The sequence below is a fragment of the Virgisporangium aliadipatigenens genome, from assembly GCF_016863615.1.
GTDB lineage: Bacteria > Actinomycetota > Actinomycetes > Mycobacteriales > Micromonosporaceae > Virgisporangium > Virgisporangium aliadipatigenens.
This window is the reverse complement of record NZ_BOPF01000014.1, coordinates 104,501-129,726: the sequence shown is the minus strand read 5'-3', so window position 1 is coordinate 129,726 and position 25,226 is coordinate 104,501. Positions and strand designations below refer to the sequence as shown.

At 67.2% G+C, this 25,226-nt stretch carries 29 protein-coding genes and 1 tRNA gene; 17 read left to right on the top strand and 13 right to left on the bottom strand.

Features of this window, described 5'->3' with window-relative positions; genetic code table 11:
• The first annotated feature begins 6 nt into the window (after positions 1-6).
• Entirely contained in the window at positions 7-678 is a 672-nt protein-coding gene (gene trhA, locus Val02_RS20650; RefSeq protein ID WP_203900765.1) for a PAQR family membrane homeostasis protein TrhA, read from the top strand.
• A gap of 45 nt (positions 679-723) precedes the next feature.
• Here the strand turns inward: trhA and Val02_RS20645 are convergent, their stop codons facing one another.
• Entirely contained in the window at positions 724-987 is a 264-nt protein-coding gene (locus Val02_RS20645) for a DUF6458 family protein (RefSeq protein WP_203900764.1), read from the bottom strand.
• 120 nt (positions 988-1,107) lie between these two features.
• Here Val02_RS20645 and Val02_RS20640 point away from each other — a divergent pair, with 120 nt between their 5' ends.
• Entirely contained in the window at positions 1,108-1,608 is a 501-nt protein-coding gene (locus Val02_RS20640) for a SixA phosphatase family protein (RefSeq protein ID WP_203900763.1), read from the top strand.
• 31 nt (positions 1,609-1,639) lie between these two features.
• Here the strand turns inward: Val02_RS20640 and Val02_RS20635 are convergent, their stop codons facing one another.
• The 3 genes from Val02_RS20635 to Val02_RS20625 form a co-directional block, all read right to left on the bottom strand.
• Positions 1,640-3,496: an acyl-CoA dehydrogenase gene (locus tag Val02_RS20635; RefSeq protein ID WP_203900762.1), complete on the bottom strand. Its 1,857-nt coding sequence runs from the start codon at positions 3,494-3,496 to the stop codon at positions 1,640-1,642.
• 315 nt (positions 3,497-3,811) lie between these two features.
• Positions 3,812-4,900 carry a PP2C family protein-serine/threonine phosphatase gene (locus Val02_RS20630; RefSeq protein WP_239153206.1) on the bottom strand — a complete coding sequence of 363 codons (1,089 nt, stop codon included), beginning with the start codon at positions 4,898-4,900 and terminating at the stop codon, positions 3,812-3,814.
• Between the two features lie 109 nt (positions 4,901-5,009).
• Entirely contained in the window at positions 5,010-5,639 is a 630-nt protein-coding gene (locus Val02_RS20625; protein ID WP_239153205.1) for a septal ring lytic transglycosylase RlpA family protein, read from the bottom strand.
• Between the two features lie 170 nt (positions 5,640-5,809).
• Here Val02_RS20625 and Val02_RS20620 point away from each other — a divergent pair, with 170 nt between their 5' ends.
• The 7 genes from Val02_RS20620 (at position 5,810) to Val02_RS20590 (ending at position 11,102) form a co-directional block, all read left to right on the top strand.
• Positions 5,810-6,061, top strand: a complete 252-nt coding sequence (locus tag Val02_RS20620) for a hypothetical protein (protein ID WP_203900760.1) — start codon at positions 5,810-5,812, stop codon at positions 6,059-6,061.
• Positions 6,058-6,567 carry a GNAT family N-acetyltransferase gene (locus Val02_RS20615; protein ID WP_203900759.1) on the top strand — a complete coding sequence of 170 codons (510 nt, stop codon included), beginning with the start codon at positions 6,058-6,060 and terminating at the stop codon, positions 6,565-6,567. Before Val02_RS20620 ends, Val02_RS20615 begins: the two co-directional genes overlap by 4 nt.
• Before the next feature lie 234 nt (positions 6,568-6,801).
• Positions 6,802-8,379 (top strand): TROVE domain-containing protein, encoded by a 1,578-nt coding sequence (locus Val02_RS20610; protein ID WP_203900758.1) that lies wholly within the window; start codon positions 6,802-6,804, stop codon positions 8,377-8,379.
• A 114-nt stretch (positions 8,380-8,493) separates the two neighbouring features.
• Entirely contained in the window at positions 8,494-8,871 is a 378-nt protein-coding gene (locus tag Val02_RS20605; protein WP_203900757.1) for a helix-turn-helix domain-containing protein, read from the top strand.
• Positions 8,868-9,137, top strand: a complete 270-nt coding sequence (locus Val02_RS20600) for a hypothetical protein (protein ID WP_203900756.1) — start codon at positions 8,868-8,870, stop codon at positions 9,135-9,137. Before Val02_RS20605 ends, Val02_RS20600 begins: the two co-directional genes overlap by 4 nt.
• A 122-nt stretch (positions 9,138-9,259) precedes the next feature.
• On the top strand, positions 9,260-10,171 hold the full coding sequence (locus Val02_RS20595) for a CPBP family intramembrane glutamic endopeptidase (RefSeq protein ID WP_203900755.1): 912 nt from the start codon (positions 9,260-9,262) through the stop codon (positions 10,169-10,171).
• A 697-nt stretch (positions 10,172-10,868) separates the two neighbouring features.
• Positions 10,869-11,102 carry a hypothetical protein gene (locus Val02_RS20590; RefSeq protein WP_203900754.1) on the top strand — a complete coding sequence of 78 codons (234 nt, stop codon included), beginning with the start codon at positions 10,869-10,871 and terminating at the stop codon, positions 11,100-11,102.
• 216 nt (positions 11,103-11,318) lie between these two features.
• Here the strand turns inward: Val02_RS20590 and Val02_RS20585 are convergent, their stop codons facing one another.
• Positions 11,319-11,534: a hypothetical protein gene (locus Val02_RS20585; RefSeq protein ID WP_203900753.1), complete on the bottom strand. Its 216-nt coding sequence runs from the start codon at positions 11,532-11,534 to the stop codon at positions 11,319-11,321.
• Positions 11,535-12,358: 824 nt separating this feature from the next.
• On the opposite strand from Val02_RS20585, the gene Val02_RS20580 reads away from it, so the two are divergent.
• Positions 12,359-13,027 (top strand): GntR family transcriptional regulator, encoded by a 669-nt coding sequence (locus tag Val02_RS20580; RefSeq protein WP_203900752.1) that lies wholly within the window; start codon positions 12,359-12,361, stop codon positions 13,025-13,027.
• A gap of 36 nt (positions 13,028-13,063) precedes the next feature.
• Here Val02_RS20580 and Val02_RS20575 read toward each other — a convergent pair whose 3' ends face one another.
• Positions 13,064-13,903 carry a hypothetical protein gene (locus tag Val02_RS20575; protein ID WP_203900751.1) on the bottom strand — a complete coding sequence of 280 codons (840 nt, stop codon included), beginning with the start codon at positions 13,901-13,903 and terminating at the stop codon, positions 13,064-13,066.
• Positions 13,904-14,352: 449 nt separating this feature from the next.
• On the opposite strand from Val02_RS20575, the gene Val02_RS20570 reads away from it, so the two are divergent.
• From Val02_RS20570 to Val02_RS20545, 6 genes are all read left to right on the top strand, one after another.
• Positions 14,353-14,733 carry a helix-turn-helix domain-containing protein gene (locus tag Val02_RS20570; protein WP_203900750.1) on the top strand — a complete coding sequence of 127 codons (381 nt, stop codon included), beginning with the start codon at positions 14,353-14,355 and terminating at the stop codon, positions 14,731-14,733.
• Positions 14,730-15,107: a hypothetical protein gene (locus Val02_RS20565; protein ID WP_203900749.1), complete on the top strand. Its 378-nt coding sequence runs from the start codon at positions 14,730-14,732 to the stop codon at positions 15,105-15,107. Before Val02_RS20570 ends, Val02_RS20565 begins: the two co-directional genes overlap by 4 nt.
• Position 15,108: 1 nt before the next feature.
• Complete coding sequence (locus tag Val02_RS20560) at positions 15,109-15,357, top strand: hypothetical protein (RefSeq protein WP_203900748.1); 249 nt, start codon at positions 15,109-15,111, stop codon at positions 15,355-15,357.
• The gene (locus Val02_RS20555; RefSeq protein WP_239153204.1) at positions 15,357-16,979 is read left to right on the top strand and encodes a replication initiator; all 1,623 of its coding nucleotides are present in this window, start codon (positions 15,357-15,359) and stop codon (positions 16,977-16,979) included. The genes Val02_RS20560 and Val02_RS20555 overlap by 1 nt, the downstream gene beginning before the upstream one ends.
• 99 nt (positions 16,980-17,078) lie before the next feature.
• Complete coding sequence (locus Val02_RS20550; protein WP_203900747.1) at positions 17,079-17,288, top strand: helix-turn-helix domain-containing protein; 210 nt, start codon at positions 17,079-17,081, stop codon at positions 17,286-17,288.
• Positions 17,281-18,432: a tyrosine-type recombinase/integrase gene (locus Val02_RS20545; RefSeq protein ID WP_203900746.1), complete on the top strand. Its 1,152-nt coding sequence runs from the start codon at positions 17,281-17,283 to the stop codon at positions 18,430-18,432. The genes Val02_RS20550 and Val02_RS20545 overlap by 8 nt, the downstream gene beginning before the upstream one ends.
• Positions 18,433-18,478: 46 nt before the next feature.
• On the opposite strand, the gene Val02_RS20540 is transcribed toward Val02_RS20545, so the two are convergent.
• Positions 18,479-18,549, bottom strand: a tRNA-Gly gene (locus Val02_RS20540).
• A 30-nt stretch (positions 18,550-18,579) separates the two neighbouring features.
• On the bottom strand, positions 18,580-19,062 hold the full coding sequence (locus Val02_RS20535) for a pyridoxamine 5'-phosphate oxidase family protein (protein WP_203900745.1): 483 nt from the start codon (positions 19,060-19,062) through the stop codon (positions 18,580-18,582).
• Positions 19,063-19,166: 104 nt separating this feature from the next.
• On the opposite strand from Val02_RS20535, the gene dcd reads away from it, so the two are divergent.
• The gene (dcd, locus tag Val02_RS20530; RefSeq protein WP_203900744.1) at positions 19,167-19,757 is read left to right on the top strand and encodes a dCTP deaminase; all 591 of its coding nucleotides are present in this window, start codon (positions 19,167-19,169) and stop codon (positions 19,755-19,757) included.
• A gap of 1 nt (position 19,758) precedes the next feature.
• Here the strand turns inward: dcd and Val02_RS20525 are convergent, their stop codons facing one another.
• The 5 genes from Val02_RS20525 to Val02_RS20505 all read right to left on the bottom strand — a co-directional run bounded on the left by Val02_RS20525 (position 19,759) and on the right by Val02_RS20505 (position 25,126).
• Positions 19,759-20,718, bottom strand: coding sequence for a C40 family peptidase (locus Val02_RS20525; protein ID WP_203900743.1), 960 nt, complete (start codon positions 20,716-20,718; stop codon positions 19,759-19,761).
• 185 nt (positions 20,719-20,903) lie between these two features.
• Positions 20,904-21,551: a LamG-like jellyroll fold domain-containing protein gene (locus tag Val02_RS20520; protein ID WP_203900742.1), complete on the bottom strand. Its 648-nt coding sequence runs from the start codon at positions 21,549-21,551 to the stop codon at positions 20,904-20,906.
• Positions 21,552-21,715: 164 nt separating this feature from the next.
• A complete protein-coding gene (locus Val02_RS20515) occupies positions 21,716-22,675 on the bottom strand; it encodes a C40 family peptidase (RefSeq protein ID WP_203900741.1) in 960 nt (319 codons plus the stop codon).
• A gap of 97 nt (positions 22,676-22,772) precedes the next feature.
• Positions 22,773-23,807, bottom strand: coding sequence for a hemolysin family protein (locus Val02_RS20510; protein ID WP_203900740.1), 1,035 nt, complete (start codon positions 23,805-23,807; stop codon positions 22,773-22,775).
• Positions 23,807-25,126 carry a hemolysin family protein gene (locus tag Val02_RS20505; protein WP_203900896.1) on the bottom strand — a complete coding sequence of 440 codons (1,320 nt, stop codon included), beginning with the start codon at positions 25,124-25,126 and terminating at the stop codon, positions 23,807-23,809. Before Val02_RS20505 ends, Val02_RS20510 begins: the two co-directional genes overlap by 1 nt.
• Between the last annotated feature and the right edge of the window lie 100 nt (positions 25,127-25,226).

Sequence of the window (25,226 nt, the reverse complement as noted above, 5' to 3'; positions counted from 1 at the left end):
GTTGACATGACGACGAGCACCCGCCTCCGTCCCGTCGATCTCGGTAAACCGCGTATGCGCGGCTGGCTCCACGCCTACGCCACGGGCGTCGGCGCCGTCGCGGGCATCGTCCTCTGTGCGCTGGCCGCGGCACGGCCGGGCACCGCCCCGCTGGTCAGTTGCGTCATCTACAGCATCACGGTCATCGCGCTCTTCGGCACGAGCGCGCTCTACCACCGGCGCGTGTGGACCCCGAAGATGTATCCGGTCATGCGCCGGCTCGACCACTCGATGATCTTCATCTTCATCGCGGGGACGTACACGCCGTTCGCTGTTCTTCTGCTCAACAAATCGACGGCGGAGATCATGCTCGGCGTGGTCTGGGGCGGCGCACTGGCGGGCGTGGCGCTGAAGCTGCTGTGGCCGCACGGGCCGCGTTGGCTCTCCGCGCCGCTGTACGTCGCGCTGGGGTGGGTGGCCATCGCCGTTCTGCCGGCGATCTACAAGGGCGGCGGCATCGTCTGCGTCGTGCTGCTCGCCGTCGGTGGGCTGTTCTACACGATCGGCGCGGTCTGCTACGCGATCCGCCGACCCAACCCGTGGCCGAAGGTCTTCGAGCACCACGAGTTCTTCCACGCCTGCACGCTCGTCGCCGCGCTCTGCCACCACGTCGGCGTGTATTTCGCGCTCTACGCATAGAGAAAGGGCCGGCGATGCCGGCCCTTCTCAGCGGTGCGATAAAGATCAGTAGTTGCGCTCGGTGTACCGACGCTCGGTCACCGTGGGCTCCTGGACGATGCGACGCTCGGTCGCGATCGGCTGCTGCGCCACGACCACCCGACGCCTGTTCCAGAACACGAGCGTCAACACCAGGCCGACGATGCCGGCGAGGATCAACACCCAGCCGACGACGTTGAGGTCCAGGAAGCCGCCGAGGTCCGTGTCCTTGACCGCGAAAGCGAGGATCGCGCCGACCACCAGCAGAGCGATGCTGCCACCGATACCCATTTGGTTTCCTCCTGTGATGCGGTGATCGGGTGCGGTCGGCTGACCGCTGTCCTTAAGGTGAACCCGACGTTGGAGGAGATACCCCGTCGACGCGGTACTCAATCAGACAGGCTGAATTTCATGACCGCACGCACGCTGGTGGTACTACGGCACGCGAAGGCCGAGAGCCCGGACCACCTCGCCGACATCGACCGGCCGTTGACCCAGCGCGGTCACGCCGACGCCGCAGCGGCCGGAGCGTGGCTCGCGGCCCAGGGACTGCGGCCCGACCTGGTGCTCTGTTCGCCGGCGCGCCGGACGCGGGAGACCTGGCACGGCGTCCGCGTCGCGCTGGGTCCGCCGTCCGCCGAGGCCGTCTTCGAGATCGGCCTCTACGAGGCCGGAGTTCCCCAGAGCATTTCCCTGGTGAACGGCGTCAGCCCGGACGTCGGCTGCGTTCTCCTCATCGGGCACAACCCGACGGTGACGCTCCTGTCGACGCTGCTCGACCCCGGCACGGAGGTGGCCGAGGGGCTACGCACCGGTGGGCTGGCGGTGCACCGGCTCGACGGCGACTGGACCGACTTCGCCGGCGGCACGGCACCGCTGACCGGAACGCACACCGCCCGGGCCGCGGTGTAGAAACCTGCGACCCGGGCGGGGGCTCATTCCCCTACAGGGAGTCGATGTCGACGTCCATCGCGTCCAGCGGGGTGTTCTCGACGATGCGCCGGTCCGAACGCAGCCGCGGCAGCACCTCGTGCGCGAAGAACCGCGCCGCCGCGACCTTGCCCTCGTAGAACGACTTCTCGGCCGGGCTCTGCTCGCCGGCCAGCGCCTTCAGCGCCACGTCGGCCTGCCGCTGCAGCAGCCAGCCGACGATGAGGTCGCCGAGTGCCAGCAGGACCCGCCGGCTGACGAGGCCCACCTGGTACATCGCGCGTGGTTCGCCGCCCTGCGCCTTGGTGATCCAGCCGGTGATGGTGCCCAGCATCGCCTGCACGTCGGCGAGGGCGGCGCCGAGCAGTGCGCGTTCCTCCTTGAGCCGGCCGTTGCCGCCCTCGGCGGTCAGGAACGCCTGGATCTCACCGGCGACGGTCATCAGCGCGACGCCCTGGTCCCGAACGATCTTGCGGAACACCAGGTCCATCGACTGGATCGCCGTGGTGCCCTCGTACAGCGTGTCGATCTTCGCGTCCCGCACGTACTGCTCGAGCGGGTAGTCCTGGAGGAATCCGGAGCCGCCGAGCGTCTGCAGCGCCTCGTGGCCCAGCAGTTCGTAGGCGCGCTCCGAGCCGCATCCCTTGACCAGCGGGAGCAGGAAGTCGTTGACCCGCGCGGCGGCCTCGGCGGCGGCGGTGTCGCCGGCGTCCTCGGCCATAGCCGCCTTGTCCTGCCACTGCGCGGTGTAGCAGACCAGGGCGCGCAGCCCTTCGACGTACGACTTCTGCAGCAGCAGCGAACGCCGCACGTCCGGGTGGGCCGTGATGGCCACGCGGGGAGCCGTCTTGTCGGTCGAACGCAGCAGGTCGGCGCCCTGCACCCGCTCCTTCGCGTACTCCAGCGCGTTGCGGTAGCCGGTCGACGCGGTGGCGATCGCCTTGGTGCCCACCATCATCCGGGCCCCCTCGATGACGAGGAACATCTGCCGGATGCCCTCGTGCACGTCACCGAGCAGCCAGCCCTTGGCCGGCACGCCGTGCTCCCCGAACGTCAGTTCGCAGGTCGTCGAGACCTTGATGCCCATCTTCTTCTCGACGTTGGTGACGAAGGCGCCGTTGCGTTCGCCCAGCTCACCGGTCTGCGGGTCGAAGTGGAACTTCGGCACGACGAACAGCGACAGCCCCTTGGTGCCGGGGCCACCGGCGCCCTCGACGCCGACCGGGCGGGCCAGCACGTAGTGCACGATGTTGTCGCTCATGTCGTGCTCACCACTGGTGATGAAGCGCTTGACGCCCTCGATGTGGTACGAGCCGTCCGGCTGCGGGATGGCCCGGGTGCGCCCGGCGCCGACGTCCGAACCGGCGTCCGGCTCGGTGAGCACCATCGTGGCGCCCCAGCCCTTCTCGACGAAGAGCTTGGCCCACTCCTTCTGCTCCGGCGTGCCCTCCTGGTACAGGACGTTGGCGAAGCCGGGGCCGGAGGCGTACATCCACACCGGCGCGTTCGCACCGAGGACCAGCTCGGCGAGCGACCAGACGACCATCCGCGGGGCGGGCGTGCCGCCGATCTCGGCCGGGATCTCCAGGCGCCAGAACTCGGAGTCCATGAAGGCCTGGTACGACTTCTTGAACGACTCCGGGATCTTGACGCTGAACGTCTCCGGGTCGTAGACCGGCGGGTTCCGGTCGGCGTCGACGTACGACGCGGCCAGTTCCTCCCGGGCGAGCCGTTCGACCTCGGTCAGGACGCTCCGCGCAGTGTCGGCGTCGACCTCCGCATAGCGCCCTCGGCCGAGCATCTCCTCTACCCCGAACACCTCGAAGAGGTTGAAGAGCTGATCGCGCAGGCTGCTCTTGTAGTGGGTCATCCGCGTCCCCTACCGCTGGTTACCGACGAGTAGATCCGATGGTACTTACCCGCTAGTAACCGCAACCAGTGCCTATCGCGTGCGGGTGAGCGACGTCACAGCGCGGATATCGTCCATATGAACGCGAACTTGAGTGCGGTGTAACTCACACGACACCCGGCGGTACGTCACCCGGGGATCCGGCGGTCGTTAGGAGCGTCAACCGGACAGGAGGTGCGACCGTGTTGAACCGTCTCATGATCGCCATGTTCGCTCCACGAGCACCACGGGACCAGCCGCGTAACTACCGGGGCCGGCACCGGATGCGCCGCAGCGTCACTCCGGAGCGCCAAGCTCCCAGCTAGGAACGGTGATCGGCGCCGCGCTGGCCCCGGTGTACTCGACCAGGATCAGCGCGATGTCGTCGTCCAGCACGCCGCCGACCCACTCCACGAGTGCGCTCTCCAACGACGCGAGCCCGTCGGCGACGGTCCCGTGACCCAACAGGCCCCACGCGCGTTCGGCCGTCGGGAAGAACTGCTTCTCCCGGCGCGCCTCGGCCAATCCATCCGTGTAGAAGAGCAGCCGGTCACCGGGCTCCAGCAGCTCGGTCCGCGGGCAGACCACCGGCTTGAACCCCAACGGCGGGGACGAGGTCGGCGGTTCGAGCGGGATGACCTGCCCCTGGCGCAGCAGCAGCGGCGCCGGGTGTCCACAGTTGACGATCGTGATCGTGCCGCCGCGTTCCTCGACGATGGCGGCCGTGACGAAGTCCTCGTCGTTGACCGCACGGGCGACCGCCCGGTCGAGGTCGTCGACGACGGCGGCGAGATCGGGGCGTTCGTAGGCGACGTAGCGGTACGAGCCGAGCACCGTGCTCGCCAGGCGCACCGCGTCCAGCCCCTTGCCCCGCACGTCCCCGATGATCATTCGCATGCCGAACGGCGTATCCAGCGCCTCGTACAGGTCGCCACCGATGTCGGCCGCCGCGTTGGAGGAGATGTAGCGGCCGGCGATCGTCAACGAACCCATCCGCCCGCCGATCGGGCGCAGCACCGCCTGCTGCGCCACGTTCGCCAGCTGCGACACCTCGGCGAAGTGCTCCGACTGGCGCTGCCTGATCGAGCCCACCATCGCGGCGATGGCCGTCGCGACGACGATCCCGCCGACGTTGACGGCGAGCGGCAGCGGCTCACCCGCCTTGGCCGGCAACGCGAACAGCACGGCGATCAGCCACGCCACGCCGCCGACCGCGCACACGTCGCGCCACGACGCGAACGCCGCCGCGAGAAACGGCGCGGCCGCCAGCAGTCCCAACAGGTTGGCGCGGGGGCCGTCGGCCAGTTCGACCGCCACCACCACGGCGAGCAGCGCGAAGGACGCGCCGAGGCCGGCGCGCGCGGTCGGATCGGTGGAACGTCTCATGTCGGGCTTCAGCATGCCATCCGAAGCCCGTCCGGCCCTTCGAACGATCGGCCGATCGACCTTCCGCCGAGTTGCTTCCAGCCGTTACTCCGACGGCGTCAGGAATTCGTCAGCCGAGCACCTGGTAGTCCACCGTCAGCACACCGGCCGACAGCGAAGCGATCTCCTTGAACGCCCCACGGCTGAGGTCCAGACAGCGGCCGCTCACGAACGGCCCACGGTCGTTGATCCGCACCACGACCGACTTGCCGTTGGCCTTGTTGGTGACCCGCACCTGGGTGTTGAACGGCAGGGTCTTGTGCGCCGCGGTGATCCCGTCCGGGTTGAACGACTCGCCGTTGGCCGTGCGGCTTCCGGTGTCGTAGTAGGACGCGCCGCAGCTGCCGCTGCTCGTGACGTTGCCGCCACCGGCCTCGGTCGTCTTCGACGTGGGCGGTCGCTTGCTCGGGCTCGGGCTCGCCTTGCTGGGGCTAGGGCTCGGGCTCGGGCTGGGACTGGCGCTCGGGCTCTCGCTCGGCAGCGGCACCGGCGACTCGGAACGCTCCGCGTCGCGGGCGGCACGCTCGGCCGCCGCGCGCGCGTCGTCCGCGGCGGATGTCGATGCGGTCTTCTTGGGGTCATCGCCTCGCATGCTGAACGCCACCGCACTGCCCGCGCCCAGGGCGCCCACGACGACGGTGACAGCGATGATGATGACGGTCCTGCGGCTGAGCTTGCCCTCGGCATGTCTGCCGGTCACGGGGTAAACCTTCCGTTAGCCAACCTGGTCCGGGGTCGCACGCTTCCGGTTCGACACCCTACTCGTCAAGCTCAAGATGCCATTTGCCCAAGATGTCCGCCGCGTTTGACCAAAAGTCAAGGGGGACGCAAGGCTTCCATATAACAGGTTGGTTAAGGCACAGTGGTGGCATGGCGGAGTTCTTCGTCGATGAACGCGGCAACGGTCGGACCATGCGCGTCAGCCGTCACCCCGATCGCGGGGTCGCTGTCGTGTCCATCTGGGCCGGCGGGCTGTGCCGCGCATCGTTCCGGTTGCCCCTGTCCGAGGTCGACCGCGTGGCCGAGGTGCTCTGCGGGGCCGACCCGGACGCCATCGACCCGATGGTGGACTCCATGCAGTACCCGGGCCTCGCCCCCGAGATCATCGCCGAGGCGAGTTGATCGCCATTCGCCCGGCACGGGCCGAGGATCTGGCGTCCGTCGCGGAGATCCACGTCGAGGCGCGTGCCGCTTACTGGGCGGGCGTTCTCTCTCCGGAGGAACTGGCGGAGCGCGCACGTTACATCACCGACGGCGGCTACACGATGGAAAAGCTGGCGAAGCCGGGCTTCGCGCTGCACGTGGCCGAGGAGGAGGGCACCCCGCTCGGGTTCGCCCTCATCGGACCGCCGCACGACGACACCGCGGACCCGACCCGCGTCGGCGAACTGTGGCAGATCCACGTGCGCCCCGCACACTGGCGGCGCGGCATCGGCGGGCGGCTGCACGACGCGTGCCTGGCCGAGTGGCGGGCGCGCGCACTGGCCGAGGCGCACCTGGAGGTGTGGGAGCACAACGAACGCGGCCGCGCCTTCTACGCCGGCCGCGGCTGGGAGTTCGACCGGGTGCTGCGGCCGGCCGTCAAGGGAACGGACTTCGTGCGGCTGCGGCTGTCGATCGGCGCCTGAAAACCGTTCGCGGCGGGGGTGCGGAACCCTTACGGTCGTTGGTGTTCAGGGATTTCAGGTGGGGCCTGTGCGCAGGCGCCGGTTACTTCTACTTCGGATAGAGAGGTCGCGGGGTTCGACTCCCCGCCGTCCCGGTCACATCGGGGCGTAGCTCAGCGGATAGAGCACTATGTTCCGACGCCGACTTGTTCTCGGCCCCGCCTCTCCATTCTTCCTTTCGAGGGTTCGATCACTGTGGCCAAGTTCAATCGGGCCAGCACGCGCACTGCGCCGGGGCTGGCACCCGTCGTATCCGAGCGCGTGCCGTCCGGCCGCACCCATGAGGGTGGCCACGGGTTCGCGCGCGATCTCAAGTCGGAGCTCTTCCTGCTCGCCGTCAGCAACATGGTGGGCGAGGCGACGTTCTACGAGCCGGCCGGCGGGCGGGACAGCCGCTACGTCGCGCTGGTCCGCCGGGCCGCCGTCGGCGATCCACAGTGGACGGCCGCCTTCCTGCGCTGGCTGCGCGGCGAGGCCAACATGCGCACCGCCGCGCTGGTCGGGGCGGCGGAGTTCGTGAAGGCACGCGTCGAGGCAGGCGTCAGCGACCCGGTCGTCACCAACCGCAAGGTGGTCGACTCGGTGCTCCAGCGCGCCGACGAGCCCGGCGAGCTGCTCGCCTACTGGACGTCGCACTACGGCCGGCGCATCCCGATGCCGCTCAAGAACGGCATCGCCGACGCCGTGCGCCGCCTCTACACCGAGCGCAACCTGCTCAAGTACGACACCGCCACGCACGCCTGGCGCTTCGCCGACGTCATCGAGATCGTGCACCCTCGCCCCGTTCCCGGACAGTCAGAGCTTTTCAAGGTGGCGCTAGAACGGCGACACCACCGCGGCGCGGCACCGCCCGCGGCGCTGGAAATGCTCGTGCGCAACGCGGCGCTGCGGCGGCGCGCGGCCGCGGAGCCGGCGGTCCTGTACGACGCCGACGCGCTCCGCGAGGCGGGCATGACCTGGGAGGACGCGCTCTCGCTCGCCGGCCCGCGGCTCGCGAAGGCGAAGCTGTGGTCCGCGATGATCCCGTCGATGGGCTACATGGCGCTGCTGCGTAACCTGCGAAACTTCGACGAGGCGGGCGTGCCCGACGACGTGGCCTCCGCGGCCGCGACCCGGCTCGCCGACCCGGCGCAGGTGGCGTCGTCCCGGCAGTTCCCGATGCGGTTCCTGTCGGCGCACCGCGCGGCACCGTCGCTGCGCTGGGGATACCCGCTCGAGCGGGCGCTCGGCCACTCGCTGGCCAACGTGCCGCGGCTGGACGGGCGGACGCTGGTGCTCGTCGACACGTCGTACTCGATGCACAACGCGTTCTCCATGGACGGCACGCTCAAGCGGTGGGACGCCGCCGTGATATTCGGGGTGGCGCTGGCACTGCGGTGCGCCACCGCCGACGTGGTGTCGTTCGCCTCCACCCGGCAGACGAAGGTGTTCGGGCTGCGGCCCGCCGAGTCGCTGCTCGCCTCCGTCGCGCGGTGGAAGTCCGGCGGCTACTTCATCGGCGGCGGGACCGACACGGCGGACGCGGTGCGGCGGCACTACGACCGGCACGACCGGGTCGTGATCGTAACCGATGAGCAGGCCGCGGCGTCGCCGGGCGGGGTTTCCGGCGCCCTGCCGTCCACCGTGCCGCTCTACACATGGAACCTCGCCGGCTACCGGATGGGACACGCGCCGTCGGGGCGGTACCGGTACACGTTCGGCGGGCTGACCGATCAGGCCTTTCGGATGATCCCGTTGCTGGAAGCGGGGCGGGACGCCGCCTGGCCCTGGTAACTCGTGTGCGTCCCCGGGACGGTTCCGGCCGTTCCCGGGGACTTCACCTTTCGGGGAACATCGACGCCTGACGACCCTGGCATGTGCTTCGGGTCGATGGTTACGCTGTGCTTTGTGACGCCGTTCGGCCGCTTCGTGCAGCTCCTCATGACCCGGGCCGACCTCGGTCCGAAGGACGTGATGCGCCGATCCGCCATGGCCGTCAGCACGATCGAACGCCTGATGAGCGAACGCACCGTCACATCGACCGCCACCGTTCGCACCCTCGCGCGCGGGCTCGACACGCCGGCCGACGATCTCATCGTGCTGCTCCGCCCGTACACACCTACTGATCCGGCGCATGTGCGCGCCCGGTTCGACCTGCTGGTCGGCGACCTGACGATGGACGAGATGCGCGACGCGGTCGAAGCTTCCACCGTTCTCACGGATGAACGTAAAAAGCTTTTGCTCGACGACATCGACACCATCGACTGGGAAAACTGGATCCGGTGACCGGGAAAGAACCGATCGTCATGCGGGTGCACTGCCAGATCGAGGTGCTGATCGACGATCCCGAGCGGGTCCACGACCTGGCCGAGCGACAACTCCGCGACGCGAACATCGACTGGGACGCCGAGCAGGACACCCTCGAGGAGGCGGTGGCCGAGATGCGCGGTGACCTGGCGCAGGCAGTCGCCAGCCTCGTGGATCCCGAGGGGCTGCTGCCCGGCTTCGAGGTGCGCGGCGGCCGCTGGTGGGCCGAACGGAGCACCGACTGACCCGCTGTGCGGTACAGCCTGCTGTACCCGCGTTGGCCCCTCTTCTGCAATGACCCGAATCGCTTTCTCCGGTCGAATAGAACCTGTCAGAAACACCCGGCACGTTCTTTTCTGGAGGAGCCATGAACGTCCTGCGCACAATCGTCAGCCGCTTTCCGGTGCTGAGTTTCTTCTCCCTGGCATTCGGGCTGAGCTGGATGTTCTGGATGCCGTACATTCTTTCCGACCACGGCCTCGGTCTCGAGCCGGACATAAAGATTCCGGGCGGCCAGCTCGGCGGCCAGCTGATCGGTGTACTGCCCGGTGCCTATGTCGGCCCGCTCGGCGCGGCGTTCATCGTGACGGCGCTGGCGGAGGGCCGCGCGGGCCTGCGCAACTGGGCGCGCCGCCTCACGCACTGGCGGGTCGGCTGGAAGTGGTTCTTCGCCGTGCTGGTGACCGTGCCGGCCGTGATCCTGGTGGCACCGCTCGCATTGCCGAAGACCTGGGGCCACCTGTCGATGCCGAGCATCATGATCCTCGCTGCGTACCTGCCGCTGCTGATCATGCAGTTCCTCACCACGGCCACCGCCGAGGAACCCGGCTGGCGTGACTTCGCCCTGCCCCGCCTGCAGGACCGGTTCGGCCCGGTGCTCGGCACCGTCGTCCTGGGTCTGCTCTGGGGCGCGTGGCACCTGCCGCTGTTCCTCACCGAGTGGGGCGGCCCGAACGTCACCTGGACCCTGCCGGTCGTCTTCATCCTCGGCTGCGTGCCGCTGAGCCTCGTGATGACCTGGGTGTTCAACCGCACCGGCCAGAGCGTTCCGCTGATCATGCTGCTGCACGCCGGGATCAACACCACGTACTCGCTGGTCTGGCCCGAGGTGTACACCAACCTCGACGCCGACACCGACTCGATTCTGGCTCAGCTCATCGCTTCGGTGGTGGTGTCGGTGGTGCTGATCGTCGCCACGAAGGGGCGGCTCGGGCTGCGCGCGGATTCGCAGCCGCACGTCGAGGAGTCGGCGGAGAAGCCGGCGGTTCCGGTCGGATGACCCACGCACCTTGCGCCCGGCGAAACCCTGACAGGGTGACGCCGGGCTGGTGTGTTTGTTCCCCCTTGTCGGCGTTGCACTGATTCGGTCTTGCCCGACCGGGCGGCCCAGCCGTGGAGCGGCCCGCAGTTGATGCGCCTTCGCCGGCGTGGGCGCCGCAGGCCACCTCTACACGCGGGATGATGGCGGCGCAGAGCATCTTCCCGAGTGAATCTCGAGGCGGCCTGCCTGGACGTTCCGTGATGCCCCGGCGGCGGCTGGCGCTGGGCGCGAAGGCGTTGCTCATCGGCCTCGTGGCGGCCGTCGCCGGCACCGGCGCGGTGGTCCTGACCGATGTCGGGCGCCTCGGGCGATTGGCGGCGCCCGGCGGCGGCGCGCGAACGGAGATGACCTCGTGCCATGACCCTTCCTTCGAACGCGGGTGGCGCAACCACCACGCAGGTCGGCTACTTCGAAGTCGACGCCGCCACGCTTGCCGACTGGATCGCGAACGGCTTCGACGACGCGTGGACCGCACGAACGGCGCCGGTGACCTCCTTGGAAGACGCCGTCGTCCTCCTGGCGGCCGGCACCATGGCCACCCGGTACCTGTGTGTGCCCGTCGGCCACTGGAACGGCATTGCTCAACAACGGTCCGCTGGGCACCGACGTCGGAGTCCTCCCGAGCTACGCAGCGCGAGAACTCCGCTGCAGAGCCATGCGCGTGATGGACGTCGAGGACACCGCGACATACCCGGCGCGCCTGCTCGAGGTCTACGGGCCCGACGGCGCTCCGCCACTGGCCATCGAGCGCTCCATTTGCGCGGCGAACGACGGCGGGCGGTGGGTGTTCGAGACCTCGGGGCCGGCCTATCCGTTTGAGGACCGGTCGGCTTACGCGAGGCGGGTCGCGGATTGGGCCCGAGCGGTTCTTGTCGAACGGGCGACGTGATCCGGCGGATCAGCCTGGATGTGACTGATGCCTGGCGTTTTGCGTGGAGCGGGTGAAGGGAATCGAACCCTCACTGTCAGCTTGGGAATCGTGTTGATCTATACCCAGCGTAGCGTCTTTCGGCACATTAGATCACCCACCGCAAGTAATCCATATGGTGTGGCGATGATGCTGACCCGTATTGACCGTTCGATCGGGCACGGAACGGGCACGAGTTCAGGTTCCTTCCGGCCGGTCCTGGTCAGGTACGTGGCGGTCGAGCCTGGCAATCGAATCTTGGACGTCGCTCATGAGGTCCTTGGTGAGCGTCTCCAGTTGACTCTTCACCTCTGACGCGGGCAATCCAGCCACGATCGGCGAGATCTTGTCTAGGCCCTCCTGAAGGAGGCGGAGGTGTTCGCGGCTGAGCCTGGCAGAGTCTTCAAAGTCCACGGGCATCAGAATCTCAGGCCAACGTCCATAGCCGAGCCCGAACAGCGAAATCGCTCCCTGGCCCTTCGCAGCGTTAACTGTCAAGTCCGCCTTGACGCCGAGTCGACGCTTGAGTCGGTGGTGGGGCGGCGGCGTGCGCTCGTTGCGAGGCAGGCCCTTGGGCCTGACCGGTAGCTTCCTGCACGAGAGGGTCGCAGAGGCTCCAACGCTCAAGGGCCGGCCGCTTGCGGCCGGTCGCGTGCGACGCGAAGCGCCCTTGACGTTGGAGGGGCGGCCCGGACACACTGCGCACGACGCCGCCCCACCACCGACGGCCGCAACGCGCGTGATGACCCGGCGCGCGACGTACGCCGCGCCGGCGCCCGGCCTTGCCGCCGGCCACTCGAACAAACGTCAGCCCCGTACTGCCAGTCTTGGCGGTCCGGGGCTATTCGCGTTTCCGCGCCAGCCGGCGGGCTCGGTAGAAGCGTCGCCGATGGAGCGCCAGCGAAGGCGGCGACGTGGCCCGGCCGGCGGCGCGTGCGGCCCCGTCTTCGGGCCGCCTTGAAGACGTACAGAAAGTCCTCACCGATCTGGCCGGTGGCTGGTGGCCGGTGGCCGACTGGTACCGCCAAGCGCTAAATCGTTGTTGGCGTCACGCGCGTTGCGCTGAATGCAGGCGCAATTTATATTCGTGCGAATAAATAGCTATTTCGACGGATTCGAATGACTGATTTATTCTTGCTTCCTTCATCTAGTCTCCGACAAAATGTGGTGGGTTGCCTTCGTATACGTAACTGCGTATACTAAGGTTGTGTCATCCACTATGAGCAAGGGGAAATGAAATGCCGGAGCCTGCCTACGTCTCAATTGCAGGCGAATACGCGCGTCGCATTCGCAGCGGAGATATCGCGCCCGGATCGCAATTGCCTAGCTACGCAGAGATTGCGCAGCAAAATGGGGTATCCGATATTGTAGTTCGGAAGGCGATCGAACTTCTACAAGGACAGGGCTTGGTTCGGTCCGTTCGGCGTCGTGGCATCTTCGTCACGCACCGACCATCACTGGTCCGTATCTCACCTGAACGGCAGATGCAGGACGCCGAGACTAGTTTTCGCAATGAGGCAGTGTCTACCGTCAACGTTGTCCGCGAGGTAGCACGGATTCCGGCAACTAAGGAATTGGCGGACGCGCTATCGGTCTCGCCTGGTGATGAGATTGTGCACGTTGTCACGAAGGCTTCCGAAGGCGGACGTCCGATTTCCATCTCGGACACCTATCAGCCACCGGATGTAACGGGGGTCTCTTTGGCAGCATATTTGGAGGAAACGCTTTCCGATCGACTTCCCGTAGAGACACACTCGGAGTGGTTGCGGACAACTCCAGGCGACCTGGTGAAGCGCGTCAGTCAGCGATTCATCACTTTTAACGGACGTGTGATTATGTTGTCTGACATCTCATACCCGCGTGATCGCTATGACAGCTACACCTTCCGTATGGCACTTAACGGCTAACGGCACATCTTGCGTACAGATCGTCTCTTGGTGGTTTCACCGACGATGAACCCAAGCTTGGGCCTTGTCAGCGAGGTTCCACCAAGAGACGAACTGCGGATCTTCCGATTCGAGCGACCATTGTGCTTCTATAGCGTCGAAGAACTGGTTATTTGCAGTCTTTCCGCCTCTAGGCTCTCCAATGTAGATGATCCGTTTGCCGCCGCTTTCCTCGAAGGCAGCGAGCGCCTCGGATGCCATCGGGTTTTCCCACCCGGGAGGCCAGCAGAGCAGTAGAACGGCTTCAGGTCCGTTTTGCAGCCGGCTTTTGAAATCTTCCACACCGCCGACGGGATGCCATACATCGGATTGCCCGTCCGCACGCGGGAACGACACATTCTCGGTCTTGTCCGGCGGTTCCAGATCATAGGCATCGACCGTCATTCCCGCGTGTGCAAGTTGCACAGCCCAGTAGCCGCGTCCGGCCCCCATCTCGACGATGGGCTGTCCAGAGCAGAAGTTGATAATCCAACTGACTGTCTCCGGCGAAGGAATCGCATATGCGTATGTCGCTTGTAGCAGCGTCTGTGCATAGGCAAGTCGCGCACTACCCTGCGGCCGGCCACCGGTCACGATTCGACGATTACCGTCCATGGATGTTACTGGGGCAACGATGTCCCAGTATGGGTTCTTGCTTACCGACCGATCACCGGTCATGTAGTGCAGCATCCGAAAGTCAAACGCGCGGTCCGCTTCGTCATCCCCGGTGCCTGGCAACGTCGCTGCCGTGTCCAGGTACTCCGCCACTTTGGGGAACTCGACCTCCAAGCGCTGCTCGTTGCCCAGCAGCTCAGCGAGTTCGGCGCGCCGTTCCGGCGTGAGTGTGAGTGGTGCCATGCCAAGAATTGTCGCTGAATGCTGCCCGCGAGTGACGGTCTGACACCCCCTACAGTAGCGATCCGTTGACCCTTGTACGTATACGAAGTTACGTATACGATGAACCGGCACTCCGGATGAGTGCACAAGAAGGCCCCGACGGGCTGGTCCCCCGTCGAGGCCGGTGCATCGAACCACGTTCTGGAAGGACGGTCACGATGCCTGTTCAGCGTATCCGTAGTTCGGTACGTCGCACCGACCCGAGTCCTCTGGTAGCGCCTGCCGCTGTTGCGACGCTTCCGTCTACGCCGAGCAACGTGCCGGCTGGCGTGGGCTCTCAGCGATTGCTTCGCGTGGTGCAGTCACGGCGTACCAGCGGCGTTCCGGTCGCCGCTGTTGCTGGCCCTACTCATGTTCACAGTCCTGTTCCTGCGACCCGTTCCGGTGTCGCACCGGTCGATCCTCGGCAGATGTTCAGCCGGGTGCTTCGTGAGTACCGCATCCGGTACGGCTTCACACAGCGAGAGGTCGCCGAGCAGTTGGCGGCTCTGGCCTGGCGGAAGACCAACAAGATGGTCGCCGTCGACCCGCAGATGGTTTCCAAGTGGGAGCGGGGCACCAAGCTGCCGAGCAGCCGCTACCGCCAGCTCCTCTGTGAGCTGATCGGCGTTTCACATCGCCAGCTCGTCGGTGCCGAACCGGCACCGGTTCCTGTCATTGCTGACACATCGGTGCCGAACGGCGATGTACCGATCACCGTGACGGTGATCATCCGCACCGACGACGGTGTGCCCCAGGTCAGGGTCTCGCACCTGGGCGTACCGGTTCACGGCGAGGGGGCATCCTCGTGAGCGCCGTGCGGTTGAAGCGACTCCTGCGGGAGCGCCATTGGCAGACGTACAAGCAGTTCTGCCGGGAGTACGACCGAGCCGCCCGGTCGATCGATCCCAAACTGGTCGGTGGATACCCGACCGCGAAGCAGTTGTACCGGTGGACATCCGGCCTGGTGAAGGGCCTGCCCTTCGCGGTGCACTGCGAGGTCCTCGAACGCATGTTCCCCGGCGAGACGGCACAGAGCCTCTTTGCCGTCGACACCCCCACCGATACGCCGTCTGCGGATGTGGTGGTACAGGTGTGTCCCGGATGCGGGTCACGAGACCGGATCGCCGCAAACGCGGCCGTGTTCACCCGAGTCTTCGGCCGGGCATCCAGGGTGGTGGCCTGAGATGGGCGCCACCTACCGGCAGTGCCGGTTGGCCCGCGGCTGGGAACCCGTTCAGCTCATCGGACGGCTGAAGATCGAAGCCGCCCGGGACGGGCTCGTTCTCCCGCAGACCTGGCAGATGATCCGTCTGGTCTTTCTCTGGGAGAACAACCGGGTACCTGTGCCCGGCCTGTACGCGACCCTGTTCGAACGCGTCCTGGGCAACGTGCCGGACCGTCGTGGTCGTACGAACATGAGGGTCGCGGTCTGATGACCACGTTCCTCGCTCGCACAACGGTGATGGCTCCGGTCGAGACCAGTTCTCGACCGGGGTCACACCCCACCCTCACCGGCACCACCCCAACCCGGTTCTCGGCAGTCGACTGTCAACCCACGCTTGACACCCGGCCGCCCCGATCCGCGCTGGGTCTCCGCCGTCCGTCCGCCGGCGCCTCGGCCGCCGAGCACGCCTTCCACCGGGCTACCGCCGCCCCCGACGTATCCAAATGGCTGCACCATGTGAAAGCCGCCGCCGGCTGTACGTCCCCGGTGCGCCTATCCGGCGAGATGTGGACCGTCGACCGAGAAACCGGCGTCCTACTGTCCCGCCGGCACACCACCGACCTTCCCGACGCGGCCATCTATAAGCCGTGTGGCAACCGCCGTGCCACTGTCTGCCTCTCGTGCGCGGAGCGGTACCGCCAGGACGCTTACCAGATCCTGCGCAGTTTCCTCGTGGGCGGCAAAGGCATCCCCGTCACCGTCGCGCAGCACCCGGCCGTGTTCGCCACCTTCACCGCACCGTCGTTCGGCACCGTCCACACTCGACACGTCGACCGGCACACCTGCATCCGCCGCAACCGCTGCGACTGCCGCCCGGAACCCTGCCACGCAAGGCGAAACGCCACCGTCTGTCCACACGGGACAGTCATCGCCTGTTACGCGCGGCACGACCCCACCGATCCGCGTCTCGGGCAACCGCTGTGCCCGGACTGCTACGACCACCACGCACAGGTGGTCTGGAACAACCACGCACGGGAACTGTGGCGACGCACCACCACAGCCGTCACGCGCGCCGTCCGCGCTCGCGCTCGCCAGCTCGGCCACCCCGCTAGCTCGGTTCGACTCTCCTACGGCAACGTCGCCGAGATGCAACGTCGGGGCGTCGTCCACTTCCACGCTGTCATCCGCCTCGACGGCCACCACCCCGACGTCGACGAGCTCCTACCTCCACCCGAAGGACTCGGCGTCGACGACCTGGTTGACGCGCTCACCCACGCCGTCACCGTCACCCGGTTCCACACCGGCCCCCACCCCGCCAACCCGAACGGTTGGCCGATCACCTGGGGCGACCCGAGCAAGGGCTTCGACGTCCGACCCATCACCGTCACCGGCACCGGCGAAGTCACCGACAGCATGGCCGCCGGCTACCTCGCCAAGTACGCCACCAAAGCCACCGAGATCACCGGCCACACCTCCCGCCGGCTCGCCAGCGACACCATTGGCCTCTACGCCAACCCGGACGGCACCCACCCCGAACGCCTCATCGACGCCTGCTGGACCCTCGGCAACCATCGCGACTGGGCCGGTCTACGCCGCTGGGCACACATGCTCGGCTTCGGCGGGCACTTCCTCACCAAAAGCCGCCGCCACGTCGTCACCTTCCAACTCCTCCGCGACAACCGAATCGTTTACCGCCGGCAGGCCGAGGCACCGCCCGGCACCGACGCAACCGAGCCCGACACGACCCTCGTCGTCAACTTTCTGACATTCGTCGGAGCCGGCTGGCACACCACCGGCGACGCCCTCCTCGCCAACACCGCCGCCGCCCTCGCCCGCGAACGACAAGCCGCCGCCCGTGACGCCCTCACTGACGAACATCCCGTTCCTTGACAACTCCACCTGAGCACCACCCGGCGACCGGACTCTCCGGCCGCCGGCCACAACCACACCCACCGGAGGTATCCACTGAACGACCCCACCGACGTCGCCATGCTCGACGTCAACCAAGCCGCAAAGCGGCTCGGCACCCCGCCCCGGTTTGTCCGCCGGCTCGTTGCTGAACGCCGCATCACCTATTACAAGGTCGGCAAGTACGTCCGGTTCCACCCCGACGACCTTGACGACTACCTGCGTCAAGCCCGCGTTGACGCCATTCAGCCGGTTCTGACGTACCGAAACGGGGTGGCCGTCTATGCCTAAGAAGCGTCGCTTCGGACGGGTTCGCAAGCTCTCGTCGGGCAGATACCAGGCGCGCTACCTCGGTCCTGACGGCGTTGACCGTCCGGCACCGCGCACCTTCAACAGCAAGACCGACGCGGAACGTTGGCTGGCAGGTGTCGAGACCGACATCGTCAAAAGCACCTGGCGTAGTCCTGACCTCGGCAGGGAAGCGCTCGACCCCTACCTGACAGCATGGATCAACCACCGGCCGAACTTGCGGCCACGAACGATTGACCTCTACCGCTGGCTCAACCGCAAGTATCTTGCTCCATACCTGGGCGAGCACCTTCTCAGCGACATCACCCCGGGCACGGTCCGCGCCTGGCGGGCAGAGCTGATAGCCGAAGGATCCGCCGCGACCATGGTCGCTAAGGCGTACCGGCTACTCCGCGCCGTCTTGAATACAGCCGTCGATGATGAGCTGATCCGGCGCAATCCCTGCCGCATCAAGGGTGCAGGCGTTGAACGGGCCGCTGAACGCCCGACCGCCACCGTCGCCCAGGTCTTCGAACTCGCCGGCCTGGTCCCCGCCCGCTTCCGGGCACTCGTCCTCCTGGCTGCCTTCACCAGCCTGCGCTACGGCGAACTCGTCGCACTGCGCCGCCAGGACTTCGACTCACGTCGCGGGACCTTGACCGTCCGCGCCACTCTCGTAGAGCTGCAAGACGGCAGCCTCCATTTCGGACCACCGAAAACCGATGCCGGACTCCGCACGGTCACCGTGCCCACCGCCATCCGGGCCGACTTTCGCGCACACCTTCGCGACTACGTCATCAACGAGCCCGACGCCCTGATCTTCACCGGCGCAAAGGGAGCACCCCTACGACGGTCCAACTTCCAACGGACCTCCAACTGGACCACGACGGTCAGCACCGTTGGACTGCCCGGCTTCCACTTCCACGATCTCCGGCACACCGGAAATACGCTCGCTTCCCGTACCGGCGCAAGCCTCGCCGACCTCATGGCCCGAATGGGCCACGCCTCCACCCGGGCCGCGTTGATCTACCAGCACACCACCCGGGAACGCGACAAGACAATCGCGGATGCACTTAGCACCCACATCACCAAGGAACGCGATCGGGCACGCAACGGGCACAACCGCAGCAGGAATCGAGCCCAATAGATGAAGCCCAGGTCGGGCACCTAGCCTGACCTGGGCTTACCTTCCGAGCGGGTGAAGGGAATCGAACCCTCACTGTCAGCTTGGGAAGCTGATGTTCTGCCATTGAACTACACCCGCGAGCGGCCCCCACTGTACCGAATCTTCCGTTCAACCGCGAACAGGTATCCCCCTCTCCCGCCAAACCCGCCGCGCCCGCGGGTCGTCGCTCTCCGCCGACGTGGGTGCCGAGCCGCGCCGCACGGCCATCGCCACCTCGACGGAGAACTCGTACAGCCGCCAGTCGACCCGCGGTTCGGCCCGCATCTCGCTGGCCAGCCGGGTGATGACGAGGGAGTTCGTGACGCGTGCGGCCCGCCCGGACAGGTAGGCCTCGTCGTCGCTGTTTTCCGGGGGGAACGCGTGGAGCGCGTAGCGCCCGTCGCGTTCGAGGTCGCCTCGTTTGGGCGAGTCGATGATGAAGCAGTACAGGCCGCCGTTGTTGATGACGGGCGACACGGGGTGGACGCGGGGGCCGCCGTCGGGCCGAACCGTCGCGAGGTAGGCGAGACCGGGGCCGTACTGGTACAGGAGTTGGTGGACGACCTGGGCGAGCCTGGGCTCCACCTCGGCGAACTCGGACCATCGTGCCATGGTCCAACGATATCGAACACACGTTCGAAGATCCGGCAAAACGCCGAAGAGATCCGGAAGAGGGGCGCAAAAGACCGCAGGAGCCAATGGCTAGGCTGTGCGCCATGCTGCTTTCCGACCGGGACCTGACGGCCGAGCTCAAGTCCGGCCAGCTTCAGCTCGACCCGTTCGATCCGGCGCTGGTGCAGCCGTCCAGCATCGACGTGCGGCTGGACAGGTTCTTCCGGGTGTTCAACAACCATCTGTACACCCACATCGACCCGGCGCAGCAGCAGGATGATCTGACGGCTCTGGTGGAGGTCGAGGAGGGGCAGCCGTTCGTGCTGCACCCGGGGGAGTTCGTGCTGGCGTCCACTCTCGAGGTGATGACGCTGGGGCATCAGCTCGCGGGGCGGCTCGAGGGTAAGTCCTCGCTGGGACGCCTGGGGCTGCTGACGCACTCGACGGCCGGGTTCATCGACCCGGGGTTCTCCGGGCACGTGACGCTCGAGCTGTCCAATGTGGCCAATCTGCCGATCATGCTCTGGCCGGGCATGAAGATCGGGCAGCTGTGCATCTTCCGGCTGTCGTCGCCGGCGGAGCACCCGTACGGTTCCGCCGTTTACGGGTCGCGCTATCAGGGTCAGCGCGGGCCGACCGCCAGCCGTTCGTGGAAGAGCTGGCGGGTCTGGCCCACGTCGACGCCGACCGAGTAGGTCAGCCCCCAGGGCGGCGGAAGCCCTCGATGTCCGGGAAGCCGTCCACCCGCTTCAACCGCACGACGTCACCGGTCGTCGGTGCGTGGACCATCCACTCCACGCCGCTGCTGTCCTTGCCGATGTACATGCCCATGTGCGCGAGGTTGTTGAAGAAGACCAGGTCGGCCGGGCGCAGGTCGGCGCGGGCCACCGTCTTGGTGCTGTTGAACTGCGTGACGGTGTAGTGGTACAGGTCCACACCGGCCTTCGCCCAGGCGAACTTCGTGAGCCCCGAGCAGTCGAACGTGTTGGGCCCCTCGGCGCCGAAGACGTACGACTTGCCGACCTGGTTGCACGCCGTGCGCACGGCGATGCCGGCCGCGCCGCCCGGGTACTGCAGCGGGCACGCCACCGGTGCGATCGAACCGGGACCCTGCGTGGTGCCGTACGCCTGCAGCCGCATCTCGTTGAGCTTCTTGATGTCGGCCTCGATCTGGACCGTCTTGCCCGCGAGGTCCTTCTCCTGGGCGTCGAGCTTCGCGACGAGTTCGTCGAGTGCGCGCTTCTGGGTGTTGTACTCGTTGCGCAGCTTCACGACGTCGGCGATCGACTCGTTCTGCCGGCTGGCCATCATCTCCAGGCGCGAGATGTCGTCGACGAACGTCTCCTGCGAGCCGCTGCCCAGCAGGGCGTTGAACGCGCCACTGCGGCCGGTCTTGTACTGCATCACCGCGAAGCCGCCGACCTTGCCGCGCACCTCGTCGATCTTCGCCTCGAGCGGCTTGAGCTGATCGGCGAGCTTGTTGGCCTTCTCGCGGTTGGCGTTCAGCTCGATCTTGACGCGGTTGTGCTCCTCGATCGTCGGCTCGAGCTTCGACCAGGCCTCGTCGATCTGCTTCTCCAGCTCGGCAGTCGAGGGATTCGCATGTGCGCTCGCCCCGATGGAGACGGCAACCAGCAGCCCGCACGCGGCAGCCAACAGAGATTTGAAGCGCGCTCGCTCCACTGTGGTGGAAACCCCTTCGCTCACCCCAGGGCGGCCATCGCGAATCTCGGCCATACGAGACGTGCCTTGCCCTATCGGTCCTTCCGGCGCACCCACGCTAGGCGCCGCTTCGCCGAGCGGCAAGTCCACCTAGCCCTTTCATCGTGAATGTCCGGTATCTATGGTCCGATTGCGACGTATGCATCATCGATTGCGCCGTGGAACTGGTCGTTGTTGGGCGCCGTTCCCTTGCCACCGATGCGAATCGGGTCACTGTTCACAATGGACAGTTCACCGGGTACGTTGCGCTGTCCCACGATTACTCCGTCTACGGAGACGGACAGATCCATTCCGCTGCGTACACAGTCGATCGCGTGCCACTGTCCATTCGCGACGGTGGTCGGCGCCGTCACGACGTGGATTTCCGAGGAATCCGTGCCGACCAGCACACAGCTCGGCCGGCCGGCCTTTCCGTCGATCTGCAGTTTGAACTGACTGTGTCCGACCGAATACCCCTTCTGCAGAACGTTCGCCCCCTCGGTCGTCTCGTCGGGGCGCACAAGCACCGAGGCGCCGTAACGAAAATCACCGTCGCCCGGACTCACCGCGGCCCCGGCGTCGGCCTCCAGGATGGCGCGCGGGCAGCCCGGGTCACCGTAGGTCGGGCACACCGCCGGGAAGCGCACGGCGCGTCCGCTTCCGTGCGACTCCGAGCGGAGCCGGCCACCGGCCGCCACGTGGGATTCGAGGGCCGCGCCGGACTCCGGGACCGCTTCGAGCCGCAACGCGCCGTTCGACTCGATCACGCGGTCGAAATCGAAGCGCACGGCGCCCACCGCCCTTGATGACGACGGCGACGGCGAGGCCGCGACCCCCGAGGGGGCGGACGAACCGCAGCCGGCGAGGGAGACGAACGCGAGCCCCACAACGACGAAAACCCCATACCCGGCCACGACGACCGAGTATGGGGCATAAGTCCGTTTCGTGCTACCTAAGGTCGCCCGTACCGGGTAGGCGTCGAACCGGCCGAGATGCCCCGGCTGGCGATCGGCTTCCCCGCCCGCGAGGCGTGCACGATGAAGCCGCCGCCGACGTAGATCGCCACGTGCCCCGCGCCGTACCAGACCAGGTCGCCGACCTGAAGCTCGCTCGCCGCCACCTGACGTACCGACATCTGCTGCTGCGAGGTCCGCGGGATCGACTTGCCCGCGGCCTTCCAGGACGCCTGGGTCAGGCCCGAGCAGTCGTAGGTGTTGGGCCCCTCGGCGCCGGCCTCGTACATCTTGCCGCGCTGGTCGCAGGCGAACTTCGCGGCCGTGTAACCGGCACCCGAGCCACCGATCGGGCAGGTGGTGAGCCCGTCGGCGACCTGCTTGGGCGGCGAACCTCCGTACGCCTTGTCGCGCATCTTCTTCAGCTCGGCGATGCGGGCGTCGATCTCCGCCTTCTTGGCGGCGAGCTCGGCCTCCTGCTTGCTCTGCTGGGCGATCAGCTCGTCCAGCGCACGCTTGTCGTTGCGGTACTGGTCGCGCACCGCCTGAACGTCGCTGACCTTCGCGCGCTGCGAACGGGCGACGACCTCCATCTGCGTGAGCTGAGCCGGCAACGCACTCGGGGAACCGCCCCCGAGGATCGCGTTGAACGCCGACGCGCGCCCGCCCTTGTACTGCTCGATGGCCATCTGACTGACCTGGCCCATGGAGTCGGCGACCTTCGCCTCCAGCGGCGCGAGCTGCGCCTCCAGTGCGGCGGCCTTCGCCTTGTTCTCTTTGAGCTGGCTTTCGACCAGGTTGTACTGTTCGATGATCGGTTCGATCTTCGCGAACTCCTCGTCGAGCATGGCCTCGATTTGCTCGGGTGTCGGGTCGGCGTGCGCCTGCGCGCCCATTCCCAACACGATCGCGGCAACTCCGGCCAGCACCACCAGTCCGCGGCGCAACCGTCCAGACATCAGGACTACACCCTCCGAATGCCCGGCGGCATTTTCCGCGCGGGACCCGCAGAGATTAATGAATACATAAGCGTCCCGGCAACCCGACGAACATTTACTACTCGGTGAGCGCCGACCCGGATACGGAGGGTGTTCCCACCACGGCATTTAGGACATCGTCAAGCGTCACTACGCCCAACGGGGTGCGCCCGTCGCTGACCAGCACCATGTGGCGGCGTTCGCGGCGCATGGCGAGCAGGAGTTCGGCCAGCGTGCGCTCGGGTGTAACGACGGGAAGCGGCCGGATGAGGTCGGCCGAAATGGGTGCGCGGCGTTCCGGCCCCACAACGCCCAGGATGTCCTTGACGTGGACAAATCCGAGCACCCTACGCGTGGCGCGTTCGACCACCGGAAAACGCGAACGTCGGGTGCGTGTTGCCAGCACCTCCAGTGACGCGGGTGAAACATCCTCGGCGACAACGGTCACCACGGGCCATGGGCGAAGCGCGTCGCGGGCGGTGCGGTTGTTCAGCGCGAGCGCGCCGGTGATGCGGGCGTGATCACCGGCGTCCAACAATCCCTCGGTGCGCGCCTGCGACACGAGGCCGGCGAGTTCCTCGGCGGTGAAAACGGTCTTGACCGCCTCCGACGCCTCGATGCCCCAGATCCGCAGGATTACCTTGGCGATCCACTTCAACGCCACCAGCAGCGGCTTCGTCACCAGGCAGAACCCGTACATCGGCGGCCCGAGCCAGAGCACCGCGCGTTCCGGGCCGGCGAGCGTGAGGTTCTTCGGCACCATCTCGCCGACGACGGTGTGCAGGTACACCACGATCGCCAGCGCCAGCACGAACGCCACCGGATGGATCGCCGCCTCCGGCATCCCGACCAGGTGGAAGGGCTTCTCCAGGAAGTGGGCGAGGGCCGGTTCGGCGATGGCGCCGAGGCCGAGCGAACAGATCGTGATGCCCAGCTGCGCACCGGCGATCATGAGCGGGATCTCGTTCATGGCGCGGAGTGCGGAACGGGCCCGCCGCGACGTCTCGGCCTGCGGCTCGATGACCGTGCGCCGCGAGGCGATCAGCGCGAACTCCGCACCGACGAAGAACGCGTTCCCGAGCAGCAGCCCGAAGGTGACCAGCAGCGGCAGCATCACTCGTCCCCGGCCTCGGGCACGTGGCGGACCACCCGCACCTGCTCGACGCGACGGCGTTCGATCTCGATGACGGTGAGCTCCCAGTTGCCCTCGCGGACCGTCTCACCGGGCGACGGAATGTGCCCCAGGCGCGCCATCAGGAAGCCCGCGAGCGTCTCGAACGGCCCCGCCGGCAGCCGGAAGCCGGTCATCTCGAACAGTTCGTCCTCCCGGAGCACGCCGCTGACCAGCACCGGCTCGGTGCTCGGGGTCCCCGACGGGTCGGGCAGGTACAGCTCGTGCGTGATCTCCACGGGGTCGTGCTCGTCGTCGATCTCGCCGACGAGCTCCTCGACCAGGTCCTCCACGGTCACGACGCCGTCCGTGCCGCCGTACTCGTCCACCACGATCGCCAGGCCCGCGTCGGCCGCCTGCAGCGCCGCGAGGACGTTGTCCAGATCCAGGCTCTCCGGCAGGAAGACGGGCTCGCGCGCCACCGCCGCCACCGTCGTGGTCGGCCTCTTTGCCGGGGGAACGCCCAGAGCATCGGTCACCGTCACGACGCCGCGCACCTGGTCCAGCGTCTGCACGTAGACGGGGAACCGGCTGTGCCCGGTGCGCCTCGCCAGTTCGATCAGATCGGTAATGGGATCGTCGGCGCGGAGCCCGACGACATCGACGCGTGGCGTCATGGCCTCGGCGGCTCTCTTGTCCCCGAACCGGATCGTGCGCTGCAACATCACCGCGGTCTCGGTCGGCAGCTCACCGGCCTTGGCGGAGATCGCGGCGAGCAGCCCCAACTCCTCCGGCGAACGCGCGCTCGCCAACTCCTCCTGCGGCTCCACCCCGAACCGCCGTACCAACCAGTTGGCCGATCCGTTGAGCACCGCGATGAGCCACTTGAACGCCGTCGAGAACATCCGCTGCGGCCCGGCGGTGCGGCGCGCCACCGGCATCGGCCGGGCGAGCGCGGCGTTCTTGGGCACCAGTTCGCCGAAGAGCATCGACAGCAGCGTGGCGATCGCCAGCGCCACGGCGTCCGACACGCCGCCGAAGACCGGCTCGATCAGCCTGGAGATGGCCGGCTCGGCCATGTACCCGGTCAGCAGCGCGGTGATGGTGATGCCGAGCTGCGCGCCCGAGAGCTGGAACGACAGCTCCCGCAGCGCCCTGCGCACGGTCTTGGCGGCCCGGTCGCCGTCGGCGGCACGCTGGTCGATCTCCGCCCGGTCAACCGTCACGAGGGAGAACTCGGCGGCGACGAATCCGGCATTGGCCGCGGTGAGCAGAACGAATGCCAGCAGCGGGAGCAGCGTGGTCAGTAGTGCGGCGTCGATCGTCGTCTCACCTCGCCGTCATCGTACTGGGCGGATGTCTCCCCTGCCGGCGACGGTGTGCATGTCACCATTGTCTTTGCCGCCCCGGCACGGGATGCTG